Origin of the sequence: Halomonas sp. AOP7-B1-5, assembly GCF_052353045.1 — a bacterium.
In the GTDB taxonomy this organism is placed as follows: Bacteria; Pseudomonadota; Gammaproteobacteria; order Pseudomonadales; family Halomonadaceae; genus Vreelandella; species Vreelandella colorata.
Map to the genome: position 1 here is coordinate 65,654 of NZ_JBQTDC010000008.1, position 25,537 is coordinate 91,190.

Annotated in this window: 17 protein-coding genes; 4 read left to right on the plus strand and 13 right to left on the minus strand. The window is 56.4% G+C overall.

The genetic code is table 11. The features are described from left to right. Window positions 1–10: 10 nt before the first annotated feature. Window positions 11–1,666, minus strand: coding sequence for a CTP synthase (locus tag ACT3XD_RS06530; protein WP_192537403.1), 1,656 nt, complete (start codon window positions 1,664–1,666; stop codon window positions 11–13). 319 nt (window positions 1,667–1,985) lie between these two features. Here ACT3XD_RS06530 and ACT3XD_RS06535 point away from each other — a divergent pair, with 319 nt between their 5' ends. From ACT3XD_RS06535 to ACT3XD_RS06545, 3 genes are read left to right on the plus strand one after another with little or no spacing between them, the layout of a single operon-like run. Beyond that, the gene (locus tag ACT3XD_RS06535; RefSeq protein WP_225736081.1) at window positions 1,986–4,010 is read left to right on the plus strand and encodes a TonB-dependent receptor; all 2,025 of its coding nucleotides are present in this window, start codon (window positions 1,986–1,988) and stop codon (window positions 4,008–4,010) included. A gap of 17 nt (window positions 4,011–4,027) precedes the next feature. Beyond that, a complete protein-coding gene (locus ACT3XD_RS06540) occupies window positions 4,028–5,560 on the plus strand; it encodes an MFS transporter (protein ID WP_087107930.1) in 1,533 nt (510 codons plus the stop codon). A 23-nt stretch (window positions 5,561–5,583) separates the two neighbouring features. Next, the gene (locus tag ACT3XD_RS06545) at window positions 5,584–6,603 is read left to right on the plus strand and encodes an HlyD family secretion protein (protein WP_225736082.1); all 1,020 of its coding nucleotides are present in this window, start codon (window positions 5,584–5,586) and stop codon (window positions 6,601–6,603) included. Between the two features lie 72 nt (window positions 6,604–6,675). Here ACT3XD_RS06545 and ACT3XD_RS06550 read toward each other — a convergent pair whose 3' ends face one another. The 3 genes from ACT3XD_RS06550 to ACT3XD_RS06560 form a co-directional block, all read right to left on the minus strand. Next, window positions 6,676–7,917: an MFS transporter gene (locus tag ACT3XD_RS06550; RefSeq protein WP_087107926.1), complete on the minus strand. Its 1,242-nt coding sequence runs from the start codon at window positions 7,915–7,917 to the stop codon at window positions 6,676–6,678. A gap of 68 nt (window positions 7,918–7,985) precedes the next feature. Continuing rightward, a complete protein-coding gene (locus tag ACT3XD_RS06555) occupies window positions 7,986–9,731 on the minus strand; it encodes an ABC transporter ATP-binding protein (RefSeq protein WP_192537404.1) in 1,746 nt (581 codons plus the stop codon). Beyond that, window positions 9,728–11,476 carry an ABC transporter ATP-binding protein gene (locus ACT3XD_RS06560; RefSeq protein ID WP_192537405.1) on the minus strand — a complete coding sequence of 583 codons (1,749 nt, stop codon included), beginning with the start codon at window positions 11,474–11,476 and terminating at the stop codon, window positions 9,728–9,730. The genes ACT3XD_RS06555 and ACT3XD_RS06560 overlap by 4 nt, the downstream gene beginning before the upstream one ends. Before the next feature lie 405 nt (window positions 11,477–11,881). Here ACT3XD_RS06560 and ACT3XD_RS06565 point away from each other — a divergent pair, with 405 nt between their 5' ends. Further along, on the plus strand, window positions 11,882–12,817 hold the full coding sequence (locus ACT3XD_RS06565; protein ID WP_192537406.1) for a helix-turn-helix transcriptional regulator: 936 nt from the start codon (window positions 11,882–11,884) through the stop codon (window positions 12,815–12,817). Window positions 12,818–12,915: 98 nt separating this feature from the next. On the opposite strand, the gene ACT3XD_RS06570 is transcribed toward ACT3XD_RS06565, so the two are convergent. From ACT3XD_RS06570 to pilM, 9 genes are all read right to left on the minus strand, one after another. Beyond that, complete coding sequence (locus ACT3XD_RS06570) at window positions 12,916–14,334, minus strand: FAD-dependent oxidoreductase (protein WP_192537407.1); 1,419 nt, start codon at window positions 14,332–14,334, stop codon at window positions 12,916–12,918. A gap of 33 nt (window positions 14,335–14,367) precedes the next feature. Beyond that, window positions 14,368–18,810, minus strand: coding sequence for a glutamate synthase large subunit (gene gltB / locus ACT3XD_RS06575; RefSeq protein WP_192537408.1), 4,443 nt, complete (start codon window positions 18,808–18,810; stop codon window positions 14,368–14,370). Between the two features lie 455 nt (window positions 18,811–19,265). Then, window positions 19,266–20,372 carry a 3-dehydroquinate synthase gene (aroB, locus tag ACT3XD_RS06580; RefSeq protein ID WP_192537409.1) on the minus strand — a complete coding sequence of 369 codons (1,107 nt, stop codon included), beginning with the start codon at window positions 20,370–20,372 and terminating at the stop codon, window positions 19,266–19,268. After that, the gene (aroK, locus tag ACT3XD_RS06585) at window positions 20,369–20,935 is read right to left on the minus strand and encodes a shikimate kinase AroK (protein ID WP_192537410.1); all 567 of its coding nucleotides are present in this window, start codon (window positions 20,933–20,935) and stop codon (window positions 20,369–20,371) included. The genes aroB and aroK overlap by 4 nt, the downstream gene beginning before the upstream one ends. Then, window positions 20,935–22,620 carry a type IV pilus secretin PilQ gene (locus ACT3XD_RS06590; RefSeq protein WP_192537411.1) on the minus strand — a complete coding sequence of 562 codons (1,686 nt, stop codon included), beginning with the start codon at window positions 22,618–22,620 and terminating at the stop codon, window positions 20,935–20,937. Before ACT3XD_RS06590 ends, aroK begins: the two co-directional genes overlap by 1 nt. 19 nt (window positions 22,621–22,639) lie before the next feature. Continuing rightward, window positions 22,640–23,155, minus strand: a complete 516-nt coding sequence (locus tag ACT3XD_RS06595; protein WP_192537412.1) for a pilus assembly protein PilP — start codon at window positions 23,153–23,155, stop codon at window positions 22,640–22,642. Further along, window positions 23,152–23,832, minus strand: coding sequence for a type 4a pilus biogenesis protein PilO (locus tag ACT3XD_RS06600; protein ID WP_192537413.1), 681 nt, complete (start codon window positions 23,830–23,832; stop codon window positions 23,152–23,154). The genes ACT3XD_RS06595 and ACT3XD_RS06600 overlap by 4 nt, the downstream gene beginning before the upstream one ends. Continuing rightward, window positions 23,829–24,398 (minus strand): PilN domain-containing protein, encoded by a 570-nt coding sequence (locus ACT3XD_RS06605; RefSeq protein WP_192537414.1) that lies wholly within the window; start codon window positions 24,396–24,398, stop codon window positions 23,829–23,831. Before ACT3XD_RS06605 ends, ACT3XD_RS06600 begins: the two co-directional genes overlap by 4 nt. Beyond that, complete coding sequence (gene pilM / locus ACT3XD_RS06610; protein WP_192537415.1) at window positions 24,395–25,378, minus strand: type IV pilus assembly protein PilM; 984 nt, start codon at window positions 25,376–25,378, stop codon at window positions 24,395–24,397. Before pilM ends, ACT3XD_RS06605 begins: the two co-directional genes overlap by 4 nt. Window positions 25,379–25,537: the final 159 nt, after the last annotated feature.

Genomic DNA, 25,537 nt, shown 5'->3' on the forward strand with positions numbered 1-25,537 from the left:
GCTTCCCCCCTTATTCCTGAGGTGTCGCGTGAGATCGGGTACGCGCCGTTTTGTGCTCCAGCGCTGCATTCACAAAGCCCGAGAACAGCGGGTGCCCGTCACGCGGTGTGGAGGTAAATTCCGGGTGGAACTGACACGCCACGTACCAAGGGTGATCGGCCAACTCGATCATTTCAACCAGCGACTGATCAACGCTTTTACCTGAAATTACCAGGCCGGCTTTTTCCAGCTCGTCAATAAACTGGTTATTAACTTCGAAGCGGTGGCGGTGACGTTCAACGATTTCATCAGAGCCGTAAGCTTCACGCGCTTTGCTGCCGGAGGTCAGATGACATATCTGGCCGCCCAGACGCATGGTGCCGCCTAAATCAGACGCCGCATCGCGCAGCTCAATTTTACCTTCCGCATTCAGCCATTCGGTAATCAGGCCGACCACCGGGTGCTGAGTGTCATGGGTAAACTCAGTGGAGTTGGCATCTTTCCAGCCCGCCACGTTACGCGCAAATTCAATAACCGCTACCTGCATCCCTAAGCAGATCCCCAGGTAAGGCACGTTATTTTCGCGGGCAAACTGGGCGGTCATAATTTTGCCTTCCACGCCTCGCTCACCAAAGCCGCCGGGCACCAGAATAGCGTCTTTACCCGCTAGGCGCTCGGTGCCGTGACGTTCGATGTCCTCAGCGTCGATATAGTCGACATTGACTTTGATGCGCCCTTGAATGCCTGCATGAATCAAGGCTTCATTAAGCGACTTGTACGCGTCCAGCAGTTCCATGTACTTACCGACCATGGCGATACTTACGGACTTGAGCGGATTAAGCTTGGAGTCCAGCACTTTCACCCACTCGGAAAGATCGGCGGGCTCGGCATCAAGGCGCAGCTTATCGCAGACGATATCGTCCAGGCCGTGTTCATGAAGCATCAGCGGGATACGGTAGATGGTATCTGCGTCCTGAAGCGGTACGACCGCACGCTCTTCAACGTTGGTAAACAACGCGATTTTGCGGCGTTCGCTCTCTTCAAGCTCGACTTCGCTGCGGCAAATCAGAATATCCGGCTGAATACCAATCGAGCGCAGCTCTTTAACGCTGTGCTGGGTAGGCTTGGTTTTCGTCTCGCCCGCCGTCTTGATATACGGCACCAGCGTCAGGTGCATAAACAGCGCGCGATTAGCACCCTGCTCGCTACGAATCTGGCGAATAGACTCCAAAAACGGCAGCGATTCGATATCACCTACCGTGCCACCGATTTCTACCAGCGCCACGTCGAAACCTTCACCGCCGGCATAAACGCGCTGCTTGATTTCATCGGTGATGTGCGGGATGACCTGTACCGTGCCACCCAGGTAATCGCCACGGCGCTCTTTGCGCAGCACGTGCTCGTAAACACGGCCTGTGGTGAAGTTGTTGCGCTGGGTCATCTTGGTACGAATAAAGCGTTCGTAGTGGCCCAGGTCCAGATCGGTCTCGGCGCCATCCTCGGTGACGAACACCTCGCCGTGCTGGAAAGGGCTCATGGTGCCCGGGTCCACGTTGATGTACGGGTCGAGCTTGAGCATGGTGACCTTAAGGCCGCGGGCCTCTAAAATCGCCGCCAGCGAGGCCGACGCGATGCCCTTGCCAAGAGAGGACACAACGCCGCCGGTCACGAAGATATATCGTGTCATGGAAAACCTGTCGAAACGTGATCAAAAGGCGTAACAGAAAGCCACACCAGGATGGGACGACAGAATAGCAGACTACGCCCCAAGGCTCAATTTGAACTGAGCAGTCAAAATCAGCTCGGCCGAACCAGAATGGGCAGCTGCCCCAGCCCTGCGCTTGCATACATTCATAGGTAAACCGCCAACCACCATACTTAATAGCAATGATTGCTATTTGCCTTAAGAGTATCCTTGTTCTCAGCGTATTCCCCGTACCGATGAGATTGTAGCGGGGAAATTAGCACGTAATGAAATAACATAAGGGAATAAGGGGAAACGAAAGATGCAGCACAAGCGACGTCGAATTTTCCATTTGGCAGCCATGATGAGTTGCCTGCAAGCCGTCCCCGGGTGGGCGAATACGACAAACTCAGCAATAACGACAGAGGGTGAAGCCCCCGCCACCCTCACACCGATAACGGTGACCGCGGAAAAAACCGAGCAGCCACTGGAAAATGTGGCTGCCAGTGTCGCGGTGATTGATGGTTCTGAAATTGAAGCAGCGGGCCTGACCAGCCTCGAACAGTTAGAGGGACGGGTTCCTGGGTTATCGTTTCAGCCATTCGGACAGGCCGGCATGAATTCTCCCGTAATGAGGGGACTAACGGCTAACTTCAACACCTTTTCCACCTCAACGTTGCTTCTGGTGGATGGTGTACCAACACTGTCTGCTCAGGGATTCGAGAGCAGCCTACTTAACGTCGACCGAATCGAGATACTACGCGGCCCTCAGTCCACACTCTATGGCAGTAATGCCGAAGCTGGCGTCATTGCTATCCACACCCAGCCGATGGACAACCAACCTCGCGCCACTGTTAGCGGTGAAGCCGGCAACCATGGCCATCGAGCCGTTCGCTTCGCCGTCAGTCACCCCATCGTTCAGGACAATCTCTATGCCAGTATTGCGGGTAGCACGTCGAGTGAGGATGGTTTTATCGACAACATCCACACCGGCAGTAATGAAGATGACCGCAATCGGCACGATCTCAACCTAGGGCTGCGCTGGACGCCTGGTGATGCGACTGATTTGGCACTGCGCTATACGCGCCAAGAGTATGATGATGGTGCATCCCGCTGGGGGGCACCTAGCGCGCATCGTGCCACTGTTGCCTCAGGCACCCCAAGTTGGAACCGATCCTGGGGGCAAACCCTAGCACTAACCGCGGAACATGAATTCGCCTCGGACTTGAGTCTCCATTCCGTCACTGCCTGGAATGATTTCCGGGATCATATACAGCAGGATACCGATTTCAGGGCCGAGGATATCTTGCACGTAGGTCGTGACAACCGGCTACGCACGCTATCCCAGGAGCTTCGCTTAGAGGGTGCTCTTGGCGAGACAGAGTGGTTGCTCGGCGTCTACGGCGATAGCAGTGATAACCGGCTGCATAGTATCAGCAAAAATATGATGGGCTCTGTGGATCTTCATGCCAATCAGGAAAGCCAAACGACAGCCCTGTTTACCCATTGGAACCTACCCTTGGCACAACACTGGCGCCTTTCTACCGGTGGGCGCATTGAGCACAATCAGGTGGAACTACACCCACGTGGTGCGGCAAGCCGGTCGGAATCATGGTCGCACTTTTCGCCCAAGATCGCGTTGCAATATGAAATCAGCCCACGCAATCAGTGGTACGCCAGTATCTCGCGAGGCGTGCGTAGCGGTGGGTTCAATATATTATCCCCCGCAACGAACTATCAGTCCTTCGGTCCAGAGAAAACTTGGTCCTACGAGACCGGCGCTAAGGGTTGGCTAGCCGAAGGGCGCCTGCGTTACTCTCTCGCCGCCTATCTGATGGACATCGACAACATGCAAGTCATGCAAATGCCCACCGCCGGCATGATGTACATCACCAATGCTGCCACAGCCACCTCTAAAGGGGTAGAACTCGACCTTGACTATCTGCTTGGCGATGGGTGGCAAATTAAAGGGGGGTTAGCCTGGAACCATACCCGATTTGATCAATTCCAAGATGGCTCAGCCGACTACGCTGGTAATCACAATCCTTTCGCTCCCGATTTTACCGGTTATTTGAGCCTACGCTACGACGATCCAGAAGGCTGGTACACCCAGGGCAGCCTGGTCGGTAGCAGCAAAGTCTACCTAGACGCCGCCAACCAATACGAGCGTAACGACTATGCACTGCTCAACTTGGTCGCTGGCTATCAGTTAGGTGATTGGGAGCTCGCCGCCTACGCCGACAACATCGGCGATAAGCGCTATGACGCCGTGGGCTACCAGAACGGCTTCGTCACCATCTACAGCCCGCCCCGGGAGGTAGGAATGCGCTTCACTTGGCGATTGTGATCGCCGGAGCGCTCTCCATGCCTAATACCCGCACCGCCACCCCAGCCCAGCCTGTTTTTGGCCCTCGGCTTATCGCCGGGCTGACCGGCGTATTCATCGCAGCCATCATGGCAGGATTTAACAACCGGGTTCCTGCCTTATCATTGCCAGATATTCGCGGCGCCCATGGTTTGGGTGCCGACGCTGCCTCCTGGCTGGATACCGTCTATCTCGTTGGCGAAATCACGGTACAACCGTTTGCCGCCTGGTTCGCCATCACCCTATCACTGCGCCGTTATCAACTGGTGTTAATCTCCGCTGCCACGCTGCTCGGATTACTACTGCCCTTTGCCCAGTCGCTACCGTCCATGCTCCTACTGCGCGGTCTGCAAGGTGCCGTCGCTGGCGGTCTGATCCCGACACTGATGATGGCAGCGCTGCGTTTTCTGCCGTTTCATATTCGCCTGCACGGTTTGGCGCTATTCGCCATGACTGCCACCCTAGCACCCAATCTGGCGGTGTGGCTGGCTGGCGTGTGGACAGATCAGTTGTTCGACTGGCGGTGGGTCTACTGGCAAATCGTTCCGCTGGGTATGTTCAGCTTAGCGCTATGTGCATGGGGCCTCCCTCAGGATCCACCACGCCATGAGCGCTTCGGTCAGGGCAACTGGATCGGCCATATTTGTCTGGTTACCGGATTAGCGCTGCTTGCGATAGTTCTCAGTCAGGGTGTACGTCTTGGCTGGTTTCATTCAACACTGATCTGCAGTGCACTTGCTGGCGGCCTAATCGCCACCTTCGCCGGTCTGCTCAGCGAGTGGCATCATCCCAGCCCTTTTATCCGCCTTCAACTGCTTTCCCGGCGCAACCTTGGGCTGGGCTTCACCCTGTTTGTTGGGCTGTTGGTTGTGCTGATGTCCGGCGCTCTACTGCCGCTTAATTTTCTCGCCCAAGTGCAAGGTTATAGACCACTGCAATCCAGTGCCGTTGGGCTCACCATCGGGCTACCACAGTTGGTGCTCGGCTCCCTGGTGGCTCTGCTTCTATACCAGCCTTGGATGGATGCACGCAAGGTATTTGCCACTGGCCTGCTGATTGTGGCGATAGCCTGCTGGCTAGGCGCCCAAATCACCAGTGAATGGATGTGGCACCAGTTCGTCGCTGTACAAGCACTGCAAGCGATCGGCCAGCCAATGGCGGTGGTCTCACTGCTATTTCTGGCTACCAGTGTGGTACAGCCAATGGAAGGCCCCTTCGTATCCGGGCTGGTGAATATGCTGCGCGCCTTCGGCACCGCCCTGGGCAGCGCGCTGGTCACTCAGTTGATACTGATTCAAAGCCATTTTCACAGCGACATGTTGCTGGACAGCATGGCTCGAGCTGGCGCCGCCCTAGGAATGCATGAAGACCAACTGATGACGTTGTCCGACGCCGTCACTACCCAAGCCGTCACGCTGGCCACCGCCGACGCTTACCGGGCACTTAGCGTGCTTGCCCTGATGCTGATTCCGCTGACGCTCTGTCTCACGCCCGTAACGCCACCGTCACCTCCCTCTCGTTCACCGGAATAATAGCCATGACCTCATTACGTCGCTTGCGAACTCCTTTCATTCTGATACTCCTGGCCCTGGCAATTACGGGTGTCTATGCGCTGAACCGCCCGGAAAGCGCCGCCAGATATCAATCCACCAACGATGCTTATATACAGGCAGATCTAACACGGGTGGCGTCGCAGGTTGCCGGTCGTGTACAGCGGGTACTGGTGGAAGAAAACCAGACGGTGAGCGTCGGCGACCTGCTAGTAGAGATCGATGACAGCGATACACGAGCTAAGGTGGAAGAAGCAAGTGCTGGACTGGCCCAGGCAGCTGCGGAAATCGTCAGTCTACAAGCGCAAATCGTGCGTCAGGAAAGTCGCATTCATCAAGCACAGGCAAAACTTGACGTCGATCAGGCCGCAGTGACACTGGCTCGACAGGAGCGAGAACGCTACCTCAACCTGCGCGCCCGCGGTGCCGGTACCGTTCAGTCGCTGCAAAGGGCAGAGGCAGAGTTAGCTGCATCAAGGGCCACCCTGATCGGCGACCAGGCCGCCTATACCGCTACCCAACAGGCGTTGGAAGTGTTGCAGGCCGACCTAGAGAAAGCCCAAGCGGCGCAAAACATCGCTCAGGCCAAACTGGACGCAGCGGAATTGGCATTATCCTACACCCACATTACAGCACCGGTGAAAGGTATCGTCGCTCAGAAAGTGGTGCGCCTCGGCGGCTATATGAAAATCGGTGAAACGCTGCTGACCTTAGTTCCTCTGGACAATCTCTATATCACCGCCAATTTCCGTGAAACACAAATCGCCCGTATGCGGCCCAGCCAACCGGTAAGTTTCACCATCGATGCTCTCCCCAACATCACCCTAACCGGCAGAGTGGATAGCCTAGGCCCAGCCAGCTCGGTGAGCTTTTCAGCCATTCAACCCCACAACGCCACAGGTAATTTCACCAAGATCGTCCAACGTCTACCGGTGCGCATCGCCATCGATCCAGGTCAACCTCAAGCCCAACAGTTAAAAGTCGGCATGTCAGTGGTGCCGGAAGTCGACACCGGACACGGCTAACATCACGATGTTCTCAGCACAACCGACCTAGCTCCGCAGTACCCCACTATAGTGACCACAACGGTTCGGGAATCAGGCGACACGCCCCATCTTTGGTGGCATCTCGCCCATGCCCCGCACAAATCGCAGGCTCCAGTAACCTATTCCCAGCATGCCAGCCATCAGAGCGCTTAACATGCCCAGATACCCGAAATGGTCAAGCAGCAGCCCTGCGAGCATGGGCACAACCGTACGCGTGAGCACGAATAGACTCGATTGCAGACCATAGTCCACAGCCGTCAAACCTTCACGGGTGTAGTACATCATCATGCCAAACACTAATCCAGCCGAGGCGCCCATGGCCAGCGCCAGAAGCACGGTGCAGGCAGTTAGCAACGGCAAGCTCGCATGGCTGGCCAACGCCGCCGATAATGCAGCCAAGGCAACGAGGGCGAGCATTGCAAAGCCAGGCAGGGCATAGTGCAAACCACGACGGTAAGTGACATAACCGCCTAGCAGACTGCCCAAAGCACCGACCACGCCACCCAGCAAACCAGCTACCACGGCCACCTGACCGGACGGCAGTCCTTGATCGAGCAGTAACGGTTTAAGGTATACCCAGGCAGTGCCAATAAAGGGGAAATAGAGCATCAACACGACCACCCAACGGCGACGCTGAGCAGAAGCGAAATAGCCAACCCATTGGCGCACCCCCACCTCTGAGCGTTTGGGTGTCGCTATCGTATCAAGATGCACTGGGCGTATGAGATAAAGTCCGACAAGGGCCAACAACAGTCCAACCCCCAGCACAAAGAACGGCCAAGACCAGCCAACACGATCATGCAAAATGAGCATCGCACCACCCCCGAACACTGCCCCCAATGAACTGGCGGCTGAACGGATAGTGCCTGCGCGCATACGTTCAGTCTCGGGTAAACAGCGAATAGCCAAGGCATTGACCGGCGCGTCGGCCCAAGTGCCGAATAAGCTAGCCAGCATCGCCAGGGCGAATAACGTCGTGAAGCCCGTTTTTCCTATGTCGAGCCCCGCCAGCGCTACAAGGCTTGCGGCATAACCGACCAACAGTACTAAGCTCCAGCGCCGATAACCGGCGGTATCTCGCGCCCAGCGATCTACCGGAGCAGCCAATACGAACTTGAGCACGGCCGGCAACCCTGCCAATTGGAAGAGGCCGATGGCGGTGCCGGACCACCCCTGCTGGCGCATCACCAGCGGTAACCCTAGGTAGAGATAGATCATTGGTGCGGTCATAGCGAAGTTGATCCAGCCGAGCAGCAACTGCAACGACCAGTACGAAATGGCGGGGGCTTTCATGTCGGTATTCCCAGGTTTTAAGTTTCTGGAGCTAAACGCTTAAGGTACTCGTTGCTAAGCATGTGTTTTTAAGCGCTGGCTGGCTGCGCGAGCAACTGGACATATTGCTCGCAACGGTGCAGCAACTGCTCATGAGAGCCCTGATCGAGAATGCAGCCATCCTGCAGGAGTACGACCCTGTCAGCCTGAGCAATGGTGCTTGGACGATGTGCTACCACCAGTAGCGTGTACTGCCCACGAAGCGCCAACAAGGCCTGCTGCAGGGCATGTTCACTGTCAGCATCGAGGCTGGATGAAGCTTCATCCATTACCAGCACGGGCGCTTGAGACAGCAGTGCCCGGGCGATGGCGATACGCTGACGCTGACCACCTGAAAGCCGCGCACCATTCGCGCCGCAACGCGTTTGGTAGCCCTCAGGTAGGGCCTGAATGAAATCGTGGGCCTGGGCCTGATGCGCAGCGATTTCGATTTCCTGCTGCGTCGCCTCTGGTTTGCCCAAGCGCAAGTTGCCCTCGATACTGTCGTCAAACAAGTAGGCCTCCTGACCAACCCAGGCGATCCAGTGGCGCAGCTCGGATAGGGGAATATCACGCAGATCTTCGCTGCCCAGCTTCACTGTGCCGCTCTGCACCTCATAGAAGCGCATTAGTAAGTTGGCGCAGGTGGTCTTGCCAGATCCAGAGGGGCCAACCAGTGCGACCATCTCACCCGTTTCTACCCGGAAGTTGACACCCTGCAGCACAGGGCGCTCGGAATGGGCGAACACCACTTGGTTGAATTCGATGCTGGCATCCTTAGGCAATCGCTGGCCATTGTCCTGAATCGGCGAACGCTGATGCAGCAACGCCAACACCCGTGCCGCACTGGCGCGCACTGCACCCAGTTGGCTGGCACTGCGCGCTACCTCTGCCAAAGGTAGCAGTGCCGCGCCTACCAGCACGACCGATAGCGGAACTTGAGCCAACGCTAGGGCTTGATATTCAAGCAACACTGCGCTGGCCACCAGCGCGGTGATCAATGCTAAGGACTGGATCAGCTCTATACCGCCTTGCTCCGCGCCTGTTCGCAAGGCGTAACGACGCTGCTCGCTCTTCAGCCGCGCCAGATACTGCCCCAGCCGAGCGCGCCAAGCCGCCTCCTGATTGAACAAGAGGATCTCTCGACGCGCCTCAATGCCCTCAATCACTTCAGCGTTTAGTCCCGCTAGCGCGGCATTCATCTCGCGCCCCTGGCGAAAAGCACGCTCCCCCAGCCAGAATGGCACGCTGGTCAGAGTCGGCAGAAATGGCAGTAACACTAAAGTAAGCCAAGGCTGTATCCAGGCCAGCGCCAGCAGTGCCAACAGCGGTACCACAACTGCAGCGATGGTATCGGCCAGGGTGTGGGCAAAAAAGTGTTCCAGCGCCTGAGCATCGTTCAGCGCCACGTTGGCCTGCTCGCCGCTGCGGGTGTCGGACAAACCACCTGGGGCGGCACGCTCTAGACCGTCGTAAATGCCCACCTGCAGCGTTTCGATCAGAGCAAAAGCAAAGGCATGGGAGATATGTGCCTGCCACCAGCGACCACCGGCCCCAGCAACGGCGCTGACAAGCATGCCCCAAAGCACGGGTTGCCAGAGGCTCTCCGGTGCACCCGTCAGCGCCAAACCTGCTAGCCAGGCACCCAACGCAAGGCTTGTCACCATGCCAGCCTGGGCAATGAGCGTAGCAGCGATAGTGAGTGCTAGCAGGCGCGGCTGGCCAGCGGAAAGGCGTAACAGGTCACCCCATGTGCTACGCGGCCCCTGGGGAATTTCGTGGGCATTGACTTTCATATTAGTTCTTCCTCGGTTTGGGGCGACGCTTCGTGGGCGTGCTGCCGGTTCCAGAGGCGCGCATAGAGGCCATTTCGGGTCAGTAGGTTGTGGTGATCACCGATCTCAACTAAACGACCACGATCAAGCACCAGAATGCGGTCGGCATTCCGAACGTTGGCTAGACGATGTGCAATCACCAGTAGCGAACGCTGACCGCGAAGCCGCTCGATGGCCTCTCCAATGTGGGTTTCGCTGGCAACGTCCACGTTCGCGGTCGCCTCGTCCAACACCATGACCGGTGTATTTTTTAGCCAAGCACGTGCGATAGCTATGCGCTGTCGCTGACCGCCAGAAAGTCGCGCGCCGCCTTCTCCCACGGCAGTGGCAACGCCTTTTTCAAGACTTGAAATCCACGATTCCAGTGACGCTACCCGGCATGCCTCAGCCAGATCCTCATCACTGGCTTGAGGAGCCCCCATCCTCAAGTTCTCTTCGATGCTGCCATGCAGCAGCACACTATGTTGGAACACGCCACTGACGTTTTCGTATACGTCATTGACGCGCAAATCGCGAAGATCAACGCCGCCCAGGCTGACGCGGCCGCAGTCAGGTGCAACAAAGCGCATCAATAGAGCTGCCAGGGTCGATTTTCCTGCGCCAGAGGGCCCTACCACAGCCACGAACTCACCAGGCTCAAGCGTAAAATTCACATTGTGCAACGCAGGTTCGCAGCCACCCGGCCAGGTATAACTAACGCTATCAAAGGCCACTCCATGATGGGTCGGTAAAGCCCGGGCCTCAATCGGCTCTGGCACCCCAGGTATAGCGTCAAGTAAACGAATGACGGGGGCCGCCGCCGCATTACCCGACCATGCAATGTGGAAGGTCTTATCAAGCTTTTCCAGCGTACCGAAGGCCTCGCGGGCCAGCAGCACAACGGCCAACAACGCAAACGGCGATAGCTCACCGGCAACGGCGCGCTGAGCGCTAAGCGCAGTCACCAACGCTAAACCACCCAAGCTAAGCAGCCCTGTTGCGCCGTTACGCATGAGAATGGCGTAAAGCACACCCATGGCCTGCTCACGCAGATCCCGTGCCTGTTGACTGAGTACCTGACGGCGCCGGGTCTGAGCATTGAAGGCCTTGAGCGTGGTGACGCCGCGCAAGCTGTCGAGCAAATACGCGGAAAAACGCCCCATACTCGCGAACAACCCACCTGCAGAAGCGCGCCGCCAACGCAACCAGAGGCGATCAGTAAAGGGTAGCGCCAGCGCAGCAAGAGCAGCCACAAGGGCAGAACGGCTATCGAAATACGCCATTAGCAGTAGCACACCCCCGCCACCAAACACCGCACCCAGCACTGCAGGCACATAACGGCTGTAATAGGCTTGCAAGGCTTCCACCGACTGCACCAAGGTGGTACTCAGTTCCCCGCTATCTCGGTCGCTGGCCGGATCAGCCGCCACACGTAATACCTGACCAATCAGGCGCTGACGCAAGTAGTGCCGGGCAAGCCCTGCCACACGCATAGCGAGTGCTTCAGACAACCCCATCAGCACGATGCGTAGCCAAGTAAAAACAAAAAAAACCGACAGCGGCCACCATAGTTCGGACAATGGCTGGTCAGCGAATAGCCCGGCCAAAGCACTGGCTAAGCATAGCGCCTGACCAACATGACAGGCGGTGACAACCACTTGGCCGAACGCAGCCAGTAAAATCGAAGGACGCAAAGGCCGCGACAAGCGCCAGAGAACCGGGTTCATGAATTCTCCTTCGCGTTAGTCAGCGCAGAGACTAATGATGGGTATTTGCCTGTCAGCGATGATATTACAAGGATCGAAATCATCAGTTCCTCCTCTTTTGACCACATACACTGAAACGGATATGCCCTAAAAACACACTCCCCGCTCAACACCAACTCAGACGGTGTGTAAGCGGCAACTTCCACTTGGCTGAGCAGTCAACGAATGATACTTTCAAAATAAATACACATCATTCTCATTTAATATTGCATCCAGCGTTATTCATATCCTATTCCGACTAGGCTGTTTTTATGCCTATGGGGCTTGTGCTCTTATGAGCTCAATCACAAGGCGACTGGTTCTGCAATGATTGGATGCTCTGCAATAGAGAGCACTCAGTAGGATGGAAATAAGGAAGGCTTTGCTGTGAATAATTTGTCACGCCCAACGTTGACCACTGCTCAACATCTAACTGAATGGGTTTCCCATAAGTGCGATTTACCCCATCGCCATACCCTGATTGAGCGGCTGGATTGCGAAGCAGGCTTTTCCGTTGTTCGTTCCAAAATCTCGTCTGGACGTGTATTACGTGAAGTCTGTCAACACGAAGGCAATGAGCGCACCCTGGTGATTACTTTCGGCTTATCTGGTCAATCAGAGTTTCTTGACCGTACAGGCAATCGTCTGCACTTCTCGGCTAACCAAACGACAGTGTCTGTATTTCAGGAAGGGGGTGGTGAGCGCCGCTACGCCGCCGACAAGCAGACTCAGCAGTTACGATTAGTGGTATCGGAATCGGCATTAAGGCGTTATATCGGACCACAGCGCTGTGACCAACTGCTCGGTAAGCCCTTGCGTCACAATGAAAGCTTTCGCCAACTATCTCACGTTAACAGCCGCGCCAGTCAACATCTAAGCTTTTACAAGCACCCGTGGGTAGGTGAGCAGGACGGATTACGCCAGCGTATCCATGCCCTCAGCTTACTCGGCGAACAACTCAACCTGCTAACCCCTGCGGAGGGGCAGAAAGAACGAATTATCGGGCGAGACGTGGACTTGCTTGAAAGAATCGAAGCCTATATGCGTGCGCACTTGGATCAGCCTCTAAACAATGCCTACTTGTGCGCCAAACTTGGTATCAGTGAATACAAACTCAAGGGGTGCTTTCGCCAAGCCTATGACACAAGCCCTGCCCAACACCTGCTAGCAATGCGCATGCAGCGAGCGCAAGAATTACTGGCCGCAGGATATCGGGTATCGGAATCGGCCTATCAGGTCGGCTACCAGCACCCAAATAATTTCACTGCCGCCTTCACAAAGTTTTTCGGCTGTACGCCGAAATCGGTGCGAGGAGCACACTAGCAGTATGTCGAATCAAAGGCTGGGGAGTCTCGCGTTTGCCTGATGCCGGGGTAGTCGCGGAGCCAATTAAGGCCCCGGACAGCTGGAGTAAAGGTGAATTACACGCCCAGGTAGTTCATGATGCCTTCTGCGGCCTGGCGGCCTTCATAAATAGCCGTGACCACCAGGTCAGAGCCGCGCACCATATCGCCGCCGGCAAAGATTTTTTCATTGCTGGTCTGAAAGGCGAACTGGCCGTGCTCTGGGGCTTTTACCAGGTCACGCTCGTTCAGATCAATGCGCGAGCCCTCAAACCAGGGCGCAGGGCTTGCCTGGAAACCAAACGCTACGACCACGGCATCGGCGGCAATAATCTCTTCAGAACCTGGTACCACCTCAGGGCGGCGGCGACCGTTTTCGTCAGGCTCGCCGAGTCGAGTGCGCACAACCTTCACGCCTTCAACCTTCTCTTCGCCCACCACCGCCACCGGCTGGCGGTTGAACAGGAACTCGACGCCCTCTTCGCGCGCGTTGGTTACTTCACGGCGAGAGCCGGGCATGTTCTCTTCGTCACGGCGATAAGCACAGGTAACGCTCGCAGCACCCTGGCGGATCGAGGTGCGGTTACAGTCCATGGCGGTATCGCCACCGCCGAGAACAACGACGCGCTTGCCTTCCATCGAGATGTAATCGTTGGGATCTTTTTCGAATCCCAGGCAGCGGTTGACGTTAGCGATCAGGAAATCGAGCGCCTTGTACACGCCGGGCAGGTCTTCACCGGGGAAGCCGCCTTCCATGTATTTATACGTCCCCATGCCCAGGAAAACCGCGTCGTACTCCTGGAGCAGCGTATCGAACTCGATATCCGTACCGATTTCGGTATTCAGGCGAAACTCGATACCCATTTCCTCGAATACCGCCCGACGACGCTCCATCACGTTCTTTTCAAGCTTGAACTCAGGAATGCCGAAGGTTAACAGGCCACCGATTTCCGGGTACTTATCAAATACCACGGGCTTGACGCCGTTGCGCGCCAGAATATCGGCACAGCCAAGCCCGGCAGGCCCGGCGCCGACAATCGCGACTTTTTTATCCGTCCACACGACCTTGGACATGTCCGGGCGCCAGCCCATGGCAAACGCAGTATCGGTAATGTACTTCTCGACAGAACCGATGGTGACCGCGCCAAAGCCGTCATTGAGCGTGCAGTCGCCTTCACACAGCCGATCTTGCGGGCATACGCGGCCACATACTTCGGGCAGCGAGTTGGTTTTATGCGAAAGCTCAGCGGCTTCGATGATGTTGCCTTCCACGACCAGCTGTAGCCAGTTGGGAATGTAATTGTGAACCGGGCATTTCCACTCACAGTAAGGGTTGCCGCAATGCAGGCAGCGATGCGCCTGGCTTGCCGCATCAGTGGGTTTGAACGGTTCGTAAATCTCAGCGAATTCTTTGGCACGCGTATGGGCGGCTTTTTTCTGTGGGTCTTGACGACCCACATCAACAAACTGGAAATCGTTGTTTAAACGGTTAGCCATGATTTCTCTCCTCGAAGCGTAGACACAGGCGGTTTATTGCGGCTGACGCCGAGATTGATCCAGCAGACTGCCCAGGCTTGCCGCTTTTGGCTTCACCAGCCAGAAATGACGCAGGTAGTCGCTAAAGTCTTCTAAAATCGCGGCCCCACGGCTGGAACCCGTCTCTTCGACATAGGTGGTAATCAGCTCGCGAAGATGGCGGCGATACGCCTCCATGGCTTCCGTACTAATGCGATGAATTTCGACCAGCTCGTGGTTGTACTTGTCCACGAAGGTACGGTCTTCATCCAGCACGTAGGCAAATCCACCGGTCATACCTGCACCAAAGTTAACGCCCGTTTCACCCAGCACGCATACCAGACCACCGGTCATGTATTCGCAGCAGTGGTCGCCAGCGCCTTCAATCACCGCCGTGGCGCCTGAGTTACGCACCGCAAAACGCTCGCCTGCGGTGCCCGCGGCCATCAACGTGCCGCCGGTTGCGCCATACAGGCAGGTGTTACCGATAATCGCGGTTTTATGGCTTTCGAACTGGCTAACCTTAGGTGGCACGATCACGATCTTGCCGCCGTTCATGCCCTTGCCCACGTAGTCGTTGGCATCGCCTTCCAGGTACAGATTCAGGCCGCGGGCATTCCAGACGCCGAAGCTCTGCCCTGCCACCCCGGTAAAGCGTGCGGTAACGGGCGCGTTTTCCAGGCCTTCTTCCCCATAACGCTTGGCGATAGCGCCTGAGCTAAGCGCACCCACACTGCGATCACAGTTAGTGATGTTGAAGCTGAACTCACCGCCCGACTGGCTCTCGATAGCCTCTTTAAGCGCTGCCAATACTTCCTGGTTTTTAGCACCCGGGTCGTGAGGTACGTTGCGGCCCACCTTGCAGAACTGCGGCGCATCAGCAGGTACAAAATCGTTCGTCAGCAGCGGCATTAAATCGAGCTTGCGCTGGCTTGCCGTATTGCCTTCCAACACTTCCAGCAGGTCGGTACGCCCGATCAGGTCGGTCAACTGGCGCACGCCTAGCATGGCCATCAGCTCACGCACTTCTTCAGCGATAAAGCGGAAGTAGTTTTTGACCATATCCACCGTGCCGCGGAAATGCTCGCCGCGCAGGAAGTCGTCCTGGGTGGCAACCCCAGTAGCGCAGTTGTTCAGGTGGCAGATACGCAGGAACTTGCAGCCCAGCGCTACCATTGGCGCGGTACCAAAACCAAAGCTCTCCGCCCCCAGGATGGCCGCCTTGACCACGTCTAAGCCGGTTTTAAGGCCACCATCGGTCTGCAGACGAATCTTGTCGCGCAGGCCATTGATACGCAGCGCCTGATGCACCTCAGGCAAGCCCAGCTCCCAGGGGGAACCAGCATGCTTGATCGAGGTGAGCGGGCTTGCAGCGGTGCCGCCATCGTATCCAGATACTGTGATGAGGTCGGCGTAAGCCTTGGCAACGCCCGTGGCGATAGTGCCAATACCCGGCTCGGATACCAGCTTCACCGATACCTGCGCCTCTGGATTAACCTGCTTGAGGTCAAAAATCAGCTGTGCCAGGTCTTCGATTGAATAGATATCGTGGTGCGGCGGCGGTGAAATCAGCGTGACGCCGGGCACCGCATGGCGCAGGCGAGCGATAAGCGCGTTGACCTTGCCACCCGGCAACTGACCGCCCTCGCCCGGCTTGGCGCCTTGGGCCACCTTGATCTGCAGCACTTCGGCATTGACCAGATAAGCCGGCGTGACCCCAAAGCGGCCCGAGGCAATCTGCTTGATCTTGGAGCTGCGAATGGTGCCGTAACGTGCGGGGTCTTCGCCGCCTTCGCCGGAGTTGGAGCGTCCGCCGGCTTCGTTCATGGCCTGGGCCAGGGCTTCGTGGGCTTCTGGTGAGAGTGCGCCCAGGGACATGCCCGCGCTATCAAAACGTGGCAGCAGCGCATCAACCGGCTCAACGTCATCCAGCGGAATTGGCGTTTCAGCGGCTTTAAGCGTGAGCAGATCACGAATGGTCGCGACAGGACGCTCGTTCACCAGCTGCGCGAATTTTTTCCACTTGGCGTAACTGCCTTCCTGAACGGCTGCCTGCAGCGACTTTACTACATCAGGGTTGTACGCATGGTACTCATGACCATGCACATACTTGAACATACCGCCCTGGGAGATACCTTTACGGGTAATCCAGGCGTCCTTGGCCAACAGCTCTTGCTGCATCTGTAGTTCAGCGAAGCCTGCGCCCTGTATACGCGAGGCCATACCCACAAAGCAGGTGTTCATCACTTCATCTGAAAGCCCGACGGCTTCAAACAGCATGGAGCCACGGTATGAAGCCAGCGTCGAGATACCCATTTTGGAGAGTATCTTGAACAGCCCTTTCTGCAGGCCTTTGCGATAGTTCTCCCGGCCGTCGGCCGGATTACCGGAAAGCTCGCCGGTGCGGTGCATATCGGCCATAACCTGATAGGCAAGCCATGGGTACACGGCGGTGGCACCAATCCCAAACAGCACGGCCATTTGGTGCGCATCACGGGCGTAGCCGGTTTCAACGATAATATTGGCATTAGGACGCAACGCCAGACGACCCAGATGCGTGTGCACCGCGCCAACAGCCAGCGGTGCCTGAATGGGAATCAGCCCCTTGGGCAGGTCCGCATCGGTAAGCACCAGCAGTACTTTACCCGCTTTTACCTGGGCTTCGGCTTCCTGGCAAAGCGCATTGACCGCCTGCTGCAAGCTTTGCTGCTCGGGATCGTAACCCATGGACAGCGTATAGCTTGCAAACGCCGGGTCGTCCTGGTCGATCAGCGCGGTAAATTTACGCGGTGAAAGCACCGGCGTAGTAAGAATCAGGCGATGGGCGTGCTCGGGCGTTGCCTTAAAGACATTGAGCTCCGCGCCACAGCAGGTTTCCAGCGACATCACGATCGCTTCGCGCAGCGGGTCAATCGGCGGATTGGTTACCTGAGCAAACTTCTGACGGAAGAAGTCGGTCAAAAGGCGCGGGCGGCTTGAAAGTACCGCCATGGGCGTATCGTCACCCATCGACCCTACGGCTTCCTGGCCGCTTTCCGCCAGCGGGCGCAGCACCTGGTCGCGCTCTTCAAAGCTGACCTGGAACATTTTCTGCTGCACATTCAGCGCATCGGCTTCCATGGACTGGAAACTTGCAAGTTCGGTGAGTGCCGACTCAAGGTAGTTGGCTTCCTGCTTGAGCCAACGCTTGTAGGGGTAGGCCGATTTCAGGCGGTCATCGATATCCTGGGTATGCAGCACTTCGCCGGTCTGGGTATCGACAGCGAGCATTTGCCCCGGACCCACGCGCCCTTTAGCGACGACGTCTTCAGGCTTGTAGCCATAGGTGCCGACTTCCGACGCCAGGGTGATATAGCCGTTTTTAGTGATTACCCAGCGCGCCGGGCGCAGGCCGTTGCGGTCCAGCATGCACACCGCCTGGCGGCCATCGGTCATTACCACGCCTGCAGGGCCATCCCACGGCTCCATATGCATGGAGTTGTATTCGTAAAAGGCGCGCAGCTCCGCGTCCATGGTTTCAACGTTTTGCCAGGCCGGCGGCACCATCATACGCACGGCACGATGCAGCTCCATACCGCCGGTCAGCAGCACTTCGAGCATGTTATCCATGCTGGAGGAGTCGGAACCGGTGGTATTGACGACTTCATCGAGCTTATCGATATCGGGCAAATACTCGCTCACGAAGTTAGCCTTGCGCGAGTTAGCCCACCCGCGGTTAGCCTCAATGGTATTGATTTCACCATTGTGAGCCAATAAGCGGAACGGCTGCGCCAGCGGCCAGCGCGGTGCGGTATTGGTCGAGAAGCGCTGGTGGAACACGCAGATAGCAGTTTCCAGACGCGGGTCGTTCAAGTCCTTATAGAATGCCGGCAGATCTTCCGGCATTACCAGTCCCTTATAAGACACCACTTCCGCCGAGAGCGACGCCACATAGAAATCTTCATCGCCGCGCAACGCCTGCTCGGCGTAACGACGGGCCATGAAGAGGTCCACGGTGAACTGCTCGCTCTTGCCTGGCTCGACAAAAACCTGCTCAATACGCGGTAGGCAGTCCAGCGCCATCGGGCCGCATACGCTTGAATCGGTAGGCACCACACGCCAGCCCGCCACCTGAAGGCCACGTGCGCTCAGCTCGCGCTCGACAGTGTCACGCGCTTCAGTTGCCTGAGCATCATCGCTAGGCAGAAATACAACGCCTACCGCGAACTGCTCATTAAGCGCCACGCCCAAGGCTTCTTGGGCGGCTTCACGCATAAACTGGGTCGGCATTTTGAGCAATAGACCACAGCCGTCGCCGGTTTTACCGTCAGCAGCGATACCGCCCCGGTGTGTCATGCACGTGAGCGATTCGATCGCCGTTTTCAGCAAGTCGTGACTGGCCTGCCCTTCCATATGCGCAATAAGGCCAAAGCCGCAGTTATCGCGAAACTCGCCAGGCTGGTGGAGACCTCTATTCATGGGCGTGCCTCTAGTCAAGGTATTTTATTAGCAGCGTTCTTATGGTTTAATGGCAGGTTTTTCTTTTTTTATGAAGCTTTTTAACCGCCTAGAACAGGGCGCCCGCCCGATCCGCTGCTGCAAGAAAATGGTCGCTCAGCATAGCGATTCGCCCCCTTCCTGCGCAATCACTGCAAAACGACAATTAACAGAAAGTCTTTTCAAATCCTACAGTTGCAACCCAGTTAACAGGAAAAAAGATATACACTTCAAGCACTTGCAAAGCCATATAACGTTATTTCAACGAAAAACCACAAGAATTAAACTTTAGTCTAACGAGCACTAAAAACACCATGCCGATAGCGCATAAGCCATGCGAATTGCATTATACATGTGTGCATTGCAGTATCGTTGAGCCATAAAAAAACCCACCGTGAAGGTGGGCTTATTGAACACACAACGCTTTTACAGTCGAGTTACAGACGCGGGTAGCTATCCAGCAAAGCGCGCAAGACCTCCTCCGAGGTCGTGTCATCAATACACGCATTGCCGATAGCATGTAACAGTACCAGCCGCAGCTTGGCGTCCACGTTTTTCTTATCCAGACGCATGCGGGTTAAAAAGTCATCGCTTTGCATATCAGTTGGCGCCGCCAGCGGCAGCCCGGCACTCTCAATCACCGCCTGGGCACGCGTTAAATCAGCGCCACTGATAAAGCCCAGCTGCTGGGAGAGCGTGGCAGCCAACGCCATGCCTGCCCCAACCGCCTCGCCGTGCAGCCAGTTGCCGTAACCTTGATGGGCCTCAATCGCATGGCCAAACGTATGCCCAAGGTTAAGATGCGCCCGAACGCCCTGCTCGGTTTCGTCATCCGCCACGATGTCGGCTTTTATCTGACAGCTGCGCGCAATGGCTTCGATGATCGCCTCTGGGCTGATGTGGCGTAGCGCGGCCATATTGTCTTCAAGCCAGCTGAGAAACGGCTCATCACGAATCAGCCCATACTTAATGACTTCGGCAAGCCCAGCAGAAAGCTCACGCGCAGGCAGGCTCGCAAGCGTTGCGATATCAATCAGCACTGCTTTAGGCTGCCAGAAAGCGCCAATCATGTTCTTGCCGAGCGGATGATTAACGCCGGTTTTGCCGCCTACCGAAGAGTCCACCTGGGAAAGCAGCGTGGTAGGCACCTGGATAAAGGCAACGCCGCGCTGATAAGACGCCGCGGCATAGCCCACCATATCGCCAATCACCCCGCCACCCAACGCGACCAGCGTGCAGCGACGATTGAAGCCGGCTTCAAGAAGCGCATCCCAAATGCGGCTAACCTGCTCAATGGTCTTGTACTGTTCGCCGTCAGGCAGGATGACCGTGCGCACGTCCACATCGCTGGGTAGATGTGCGCAGAGCGCTTCCAGGTAAAGCGGTGCAACCGTTTCATTGGTTACCACCATTACCTGCTTGCCCGCCAGATAAGGCGTTAGCGCCTGGGGATCATCTAATAAGCCAGAACCAATATGGATCGGATAGCTGCGATCACCCAACGCAACATTTAACGTACGCTGGGCAGTGGCGGGCTGAGTCATGGGGATACCTTTGAGTTAAGCGTGACGGCGTGCTCTAGCGGGTCGGTCAAACGGTGTACCCGGCGCAGGATTTCATTGACCACGGCACGCGGGCTGCGCCGATCAGTGCGCACGGTAATATCCGAGGTAGCACGGTAAAGAGGGTCGCGGGTGGCAAACATATCGTTGAGCACCTGCTCTCGGTTAGCGCACTGGAGAAGCGGGCGATTGCGATCTTTCGCGGTGCGTTTAAGCTGCTGGTCGACCGTGGTCATCAGGTAAACCACCGTACCCCGCTCACGCAGTACGCGCCGATTATCTTCGCGAAGCACGGCGCCGCCTCCGGTGGCCACCACTACGCTAGAAAGCTGGGTCAGCTCATCGATCATCTGCATTTCACGCAGCCGAAAGCCTGGCTCACCCTCCACATCAAAAATCCATGGGATATCGGCACCGCAGCGATCTTGTATGGCGTGGTCGCTATCATAGAAGGTACGCGATAGCTCTGCCGCCAACAGGCGACCTATCGTGCTTTTACCAGCCCCCATGGGGCCGATCAGAAAAAGGTTGGGTAAATCCTGCATCAGCGAACCGCCAAGCCATCGTCAAGTAATCGTGGAGTAATAAAGACTAACAACTCTACCTTCTCATTGCTCTCTGCGGTATAGCGAAACAGCCGTCCGAGCCAAGGAATATCTCCTAAAAGCGGAGTTTTTGCCATTTGGCTCAGCTGTTCAGTGGTTAGAATCCCACCCAACACCACCGTTTGGCCATTATCCACCAGTACCTGGGTTTCAATCTGATTGGTATCAATAGGCGGTTCACCGCCAAAACCCGACTCCCTGAAACTATCATTTTTTATCACCAGATCCATGATAATACGATTATCCGGGGTAATTTGCGGCGTTACCTCAAGCGACAGTTCCGCCTCTTTAAACTGGGTATCCGGATTGCCCTGCACGTCCACACTCTGAAACGCCCGCTCTTCACCCTGGCGAATAATCGCCGTACGCTGGTTCGCGGTGATTACCCGGGGCTGCGAAATAGTCTGGCTTTTACCTTCGCTTTCCAGCGCGCGAAGCTCCAGGTCGAGTAGAATATCGCCGGACAAGTAGCCAAAGCTAAACCCGGTCCCGGCCCCTGACGGCGCACCTAAATCTACCGCCAAACCACCGCGTGCCCGGTTCAAGCCGCGCGGGTTGATATTGCGCGGCCCTTGAGTACCGTCGGGCAGATCCTTAAAACCGCGCGTACTGGAGGCTCCCCAGTTAACCCCCAGCTCGCGGGAGGCGGTGTCCCGGGCTATCACAATGCGCGCCTCAATCTGTACCTGACGTACCGGCACATCAAAACGCGCCAGCGTGCGCCTAATGCTACGCACTTGTTCGGCCGTATCCCGCACTATCAGCGCATTGGTTCGGGAATCAACGCTCACCCGCCCACGTTCACTCAAAACCCCCAGGCCATCGTCTCCGCGCAACAATTGGGCCAGGTCTTCAGCGCGGGCATACTTTATTTCAATAAACTCGTTCACGATCGGCGACAACGTTTCGTGATGGCTACGCGCCGCTATTTCCTGGCTTTCAAGTTCGGCAAGCTCGCCCATTGGGGCGATCAGTATCACATTGCCATGCTCACGACTTGAAAGCCCCCGGCTGTGTAAAATCGACGCCAGCGCTTGATCCCAGGGCACCTGATTCAGGCTCAGCGTGATACGCCCGGTCACGCTCTCACTAGCGATAAGATTAAGCCCGCTGAACTCAGCAAGCGTTGTTAGTACGGCGCGAATATCCATGTCCTGAACATTTAAACTCAGCCGCTCGCCTGTAAAATGCTCTTGCTGAGCCTCACTAACAGGCGGACTTTCTTGAGCAACGAAGGCACGAGTAGCCGCAGGTTCCACCAGAGAAACTCTCAGCCGATCCCTCATCACCTGCGAAGTCTGAATCATCGGCTGGGTTAAACCGACTACCAGCCGGGTACGGCCGTTACCCTCGGCTACATTAATGTGCTCAATCCCCGGCTGATTTACCTCGATATGACGGCGCCCCAGTCCATTTTGCGTAGCGATTAGGTCTAGCGTCAGACGTGGGGGGTTATCCAGACGGTAACTCTGCAATCCAGCCACTCCACCGCTGAAATGCAGATCCATCTCCAGCGCGCCGTGCTCTCCCTGATGCACATCTATATCCGTCAACTCCGATGCCAGAACCTGACAAGGCATGAAAGCGAGCAGTATTAGCAGCGTGCGGCGAATAACAATGGCCATGGCGTACTCCGGCAAGAGGTTAAGGCGATGTCTTCAGGGCAAGTGAGGTCTGATGCTCCTGCCATCCCTGCGGCGTTGCGATACGTTCGGTAATACGAATGTCTTGCTCGGTAATATGGGTAATACGCCCATACTCTTCGCCTATAAAAGCCCCCACTTGGGCACTGATGACGGTTTCTCCAGGGGTTTCAATCAGAGCAGTTCGCCGCCCTTGCATGGTAAGCGTGCCTACCAGGCGCAGCGCAGAAAGCGGATAGTATTCAAGAGGCTCTAATGGGCGCTGCGGGTCTGGCGCCTGCGTACCGCTTTGAACAAGCGCTTGTTCGGGGACACGGGCAGATGCTTGGAAGGGACTACGACGCTCAGCGAAGTGATAACCCGGCACTGAAGGCACGCTGAATGGCTCATGACTTTCAACAGATTGGGGATTAGGGGACAGACGCAGCGCCTCAAGCGTTGCGTCTAGCTGATCAAGCTCAGGCCCATGACACCCTGTAAGCCACAGGGCGGCGAGCAGGCTGGCCAGCCACTTCATGGGGCTGTTACTCCGCTATTCAGCTCTTCTTGACGCGAATCTTCGCTCGCAGCGCTGCTGTACGCCTTGGCGACCAGACTCAAGGTTAATCCATCACTAGGGCCTTCAGCTGGCGCCAGAGTGATAGTGTGCTGTGTGACAAGACGAGGCAATGAACTGATATCATTAATAAACTGCGCCAACTGGTGGTAGCTGCCCAGCACCCTGATATCGAGTGGATGCTCGCTATAAAAGTGATGGATGACGGTGGGCCGTAAATGGATAGCTTCAATGGTCAGCTGGTTCTGTTCAGCGGCGCTACTAATACTGTCCAGCAGCGACGGGATCTCGGCGCGGGTGGTCCACATGCCGTGGATGCTCACCATCTGCGCGGCCAGGTCCGTCAGTTGGCTACGCACGTTGTTGAGCAACCCGGCAGCATGAACGCTGCTGCGGTAGTTATTTAATAGCCTTACTTCCTGACGCTGCGCACTGATCAATGCCGAGCGGTAATCGCTAACCCACCACACGCTGCTGACTGCCAGCGCCGCTACCAACACCAGTACGCCACACAGCACTTTCACAAGCCACGGCCAGGTTCCCGCATCGCGCAGATCAAGCGCTTGCCAGTCAAGCGCACGCAGCCGCTGCCACTCACCTTGCCATTCACTCGGCCACCGCTGGCGACTAAACTTCATGGCGAGCCACCTCCATCAACCGATGCTGAGCGTTGGCCGGTTTGCGTCACTTCAAAGTGAAAAACACTTCCGCCATCCTGACCACTGCTTACTTCAGATAGTAGAGGAACACCCAGGCCCGGCATCTCAGCAAGGCGGCGCAGCTGCTCCGACACCTGACGCTCATTGTCCGCCACCGCCGACACGCTTATCTGATGCGCTTGCCGTTCAAGGCGCCGATAAGTCACGCCCTCGGTAAGGCTTGAAGCAAGCGCATTAAATAGCTGGGGCGTTTGGACGCGTTCATCAAACAGGCGCTGAAACTGAGTTAACTGCTGGCTTAACTGCTCTACCTTCTGAACGTAACGCTCCGCCTCGGCAATTTCATGGTCAAAGCGTTCTATATGGGTCGCAATATGCGCATTACGCTGCTCCTGAATAGCAAGCGCTCGCTGATAGACATGGGCGACCACACCACCCAGAGCAATACCGATGATGAGCAACAACAGCATAACGGCGTAAAAACGGCGCGTGTGTTTTTCGCGGCGTGCTTCGCGCCACGCCAGCAGGTTGATATCGATAGTCACGCCCTCACCCGCATGGCAAGACCACTAGCGGTAAGCAGCGCCGGCAAATCTCGGGCTAGCGCCTGGCGATCCAGACGTTTGTTGATCTGCATATGCTGAAGCGGATTGGCCAGCGTCACCGTCATGCCGGTGGCCTTCGCCAGATAGGCGGCCAGCCCAGGAATAGCGCTGAAGCGTCCGGTTAATACCAGGTGCGTCACCTTCGACTGCCAGTCGCTTACATAATAAAGCTGCAGGGCGCGAGCGATGTGCCGGGCCAGCGTATCTCCAAAAGAGCTGAGTATCGCTTTTGGAACGTCATCAGGCAGGTCATCGTGCGCGTTAGTTTGAGTGCGCGAGTAGACGATGCGGCCCTCGTGAATAACATGTAGCGCGCTTTTATGCGGGCCTATATCCACAAGACCGACGCCTGCGGCAATGTCCACAGGTAACGAGGCGCGCATGGCGGCAAATCCACGCTCAATGGCAAAGGTGTCGACATCAACCGCCACCGGCTCAAGGCCTGCACGCTCGAGCGTTTCGGTCATCTGCCAAATATCCTGCTGGCGGCAGGCTACGAGCAGGACCTGCTGTAAATGTGGGGCCAACGGTACAGCGCCCAAGCAGGTGAAATCAAAAGCCACCTCATTGAACGGAAAAGGGATATGCTGGTCTGAGTCGACCACAATGCGCTCCTCGATCTCCTGCTCGTTCAAAGCCCGAGGGAAGGTGAGCACTTTGGTAATAGCAGCGCTGGCCGGTATCGCCACAATGGCTTTGCGGGTGGTGGGCTTAGCCTGGTGAATCGCGTGGTTTAAGCTATTCGAGACATCGTTTATATTATTAATACGCTGTTCGTCCACCGCGCCCTCCGGCAGCAGGTGAATCGCAAAGCTTTCTACCTGGTAGGTATCAGGCCTCTTTTTAAGTTCCAGCAGCTTGACGGATCTTGAAGTAATATCGATACCGATCAACTCTTTACTGGCTTTCAATAAGCGCATTGTCGGTTTGGCCCTGCCTTGTGATATGCCTGCTGTGCGGCGATAAAACACATTAGTTAAATAGTCCGCAGTTAAATTTACGGCATATCAACACTGGTGGCGGCTGCCTCGCCTTCCTATAATGGCAGCCAATTGCGTGATACGGCCGTTTAGATGCCG

Bases quoted from the DNA above. Each gene is read 5' to 3' on its own strand.
- ACT3XD_RS06530 (WP_192537403.1), bottom strand. From the start codon at position 1,666: ATGACACGATATATCTTCGTGACCGGCGGCGTTGTGTCCTCTCTTGGC.
- ACT3XD_RS06535 (WP_225736081.1), top strand. From the start codon at position 1,986: ATGCAGCACAAGCGACGTCGAATTTTCCATTTGGCAGCCATGATGAGT.
- ACT3XD_RS06540 (WP_087107930.1), top strand. From the start codon at position 4,028: ATGCCTAATACCCGCACCGCCACCCCAGCCCAGCCTGTTTTTGGCCCT.
- ACT3XD_RS06550 (WP_087107926.1), bottom strand. From the start codon at position 7,917: ATGAAAGCCCCCGCCATTTCGTACTGGTCGTTGCAGTTGCTGCTCGGC.
- ACT3XD_RS06555 (WP_192537404.1), bottom strand. From the start codon at position 9,731: ATGAAAGTCAATGCCCACGAAATTCCCCAGGGGCCGCGTAGCACATGG.
- ACT3XD_RS06560 (WP_192537405.1), bottom strand. From the start codon at position 11,476: ATGAACCCGGTTCTCTGGCGCTTGTCGCGGCCTTTGCGTCCTTCGATT.
- ACT3XD_RS06570 (WP_192537407.1), bottom strand. From the start codon at position 14,334: ATGGCTAACCGTTTAAACAACGATTTCCAGTTTGTTGATGTGGGTCGT.
- gltB (WP_192537408.1), bottom strand. From the start codon at position 18,810: ATGAATAGAGGTCTCCACCAGCCTGGCGAGTTTCGCGATAACTGCGGC.
- aroB (WP_192537409.1), bottom strand. From the start codon at position 20,372: ATGACTCAGCCCGCCACTGCCCAGCGTACGTTAAATGTTGCGTTGGGT.
- aroK (WP_192537410.1), bottom strand. From the start codon at position 20,935: ATGCAGGATTTACCCAACCTTTTTCTGATCGGCCCCATGGGGGCTGGT.
- ACT3XD_RS06590 (WP_192537411.1), bottom strand. From the start codon at position 22,620: ATGGCCATTGTTATTCGCCGCACGCTGCTAATACTGCTCGCTTTCATG.
- ACT3XD_RS06595 (WP_192537412.1), bottom strand. From the start codon at position 23,155: ATGAAGTGGCTGGCCAGCCTGCTCGCCGCCCTGTGGCTTACAGGGTGT.
- ACT3XD_RS06600 (WP_192537413.1), bottom strand. From the start codon at position 23,832: ATGAAGTTTAGTCGCCAGCGGTGGCCGAGTGAATGGCAAGGTGAGTGG.
- pilM (WP_192537415.1), bottom strand. From the start codon at position 25,378: ATGCGCTTATTGAAAGCCAGTAAAGAGTTGATCGGTATCGATATTACT.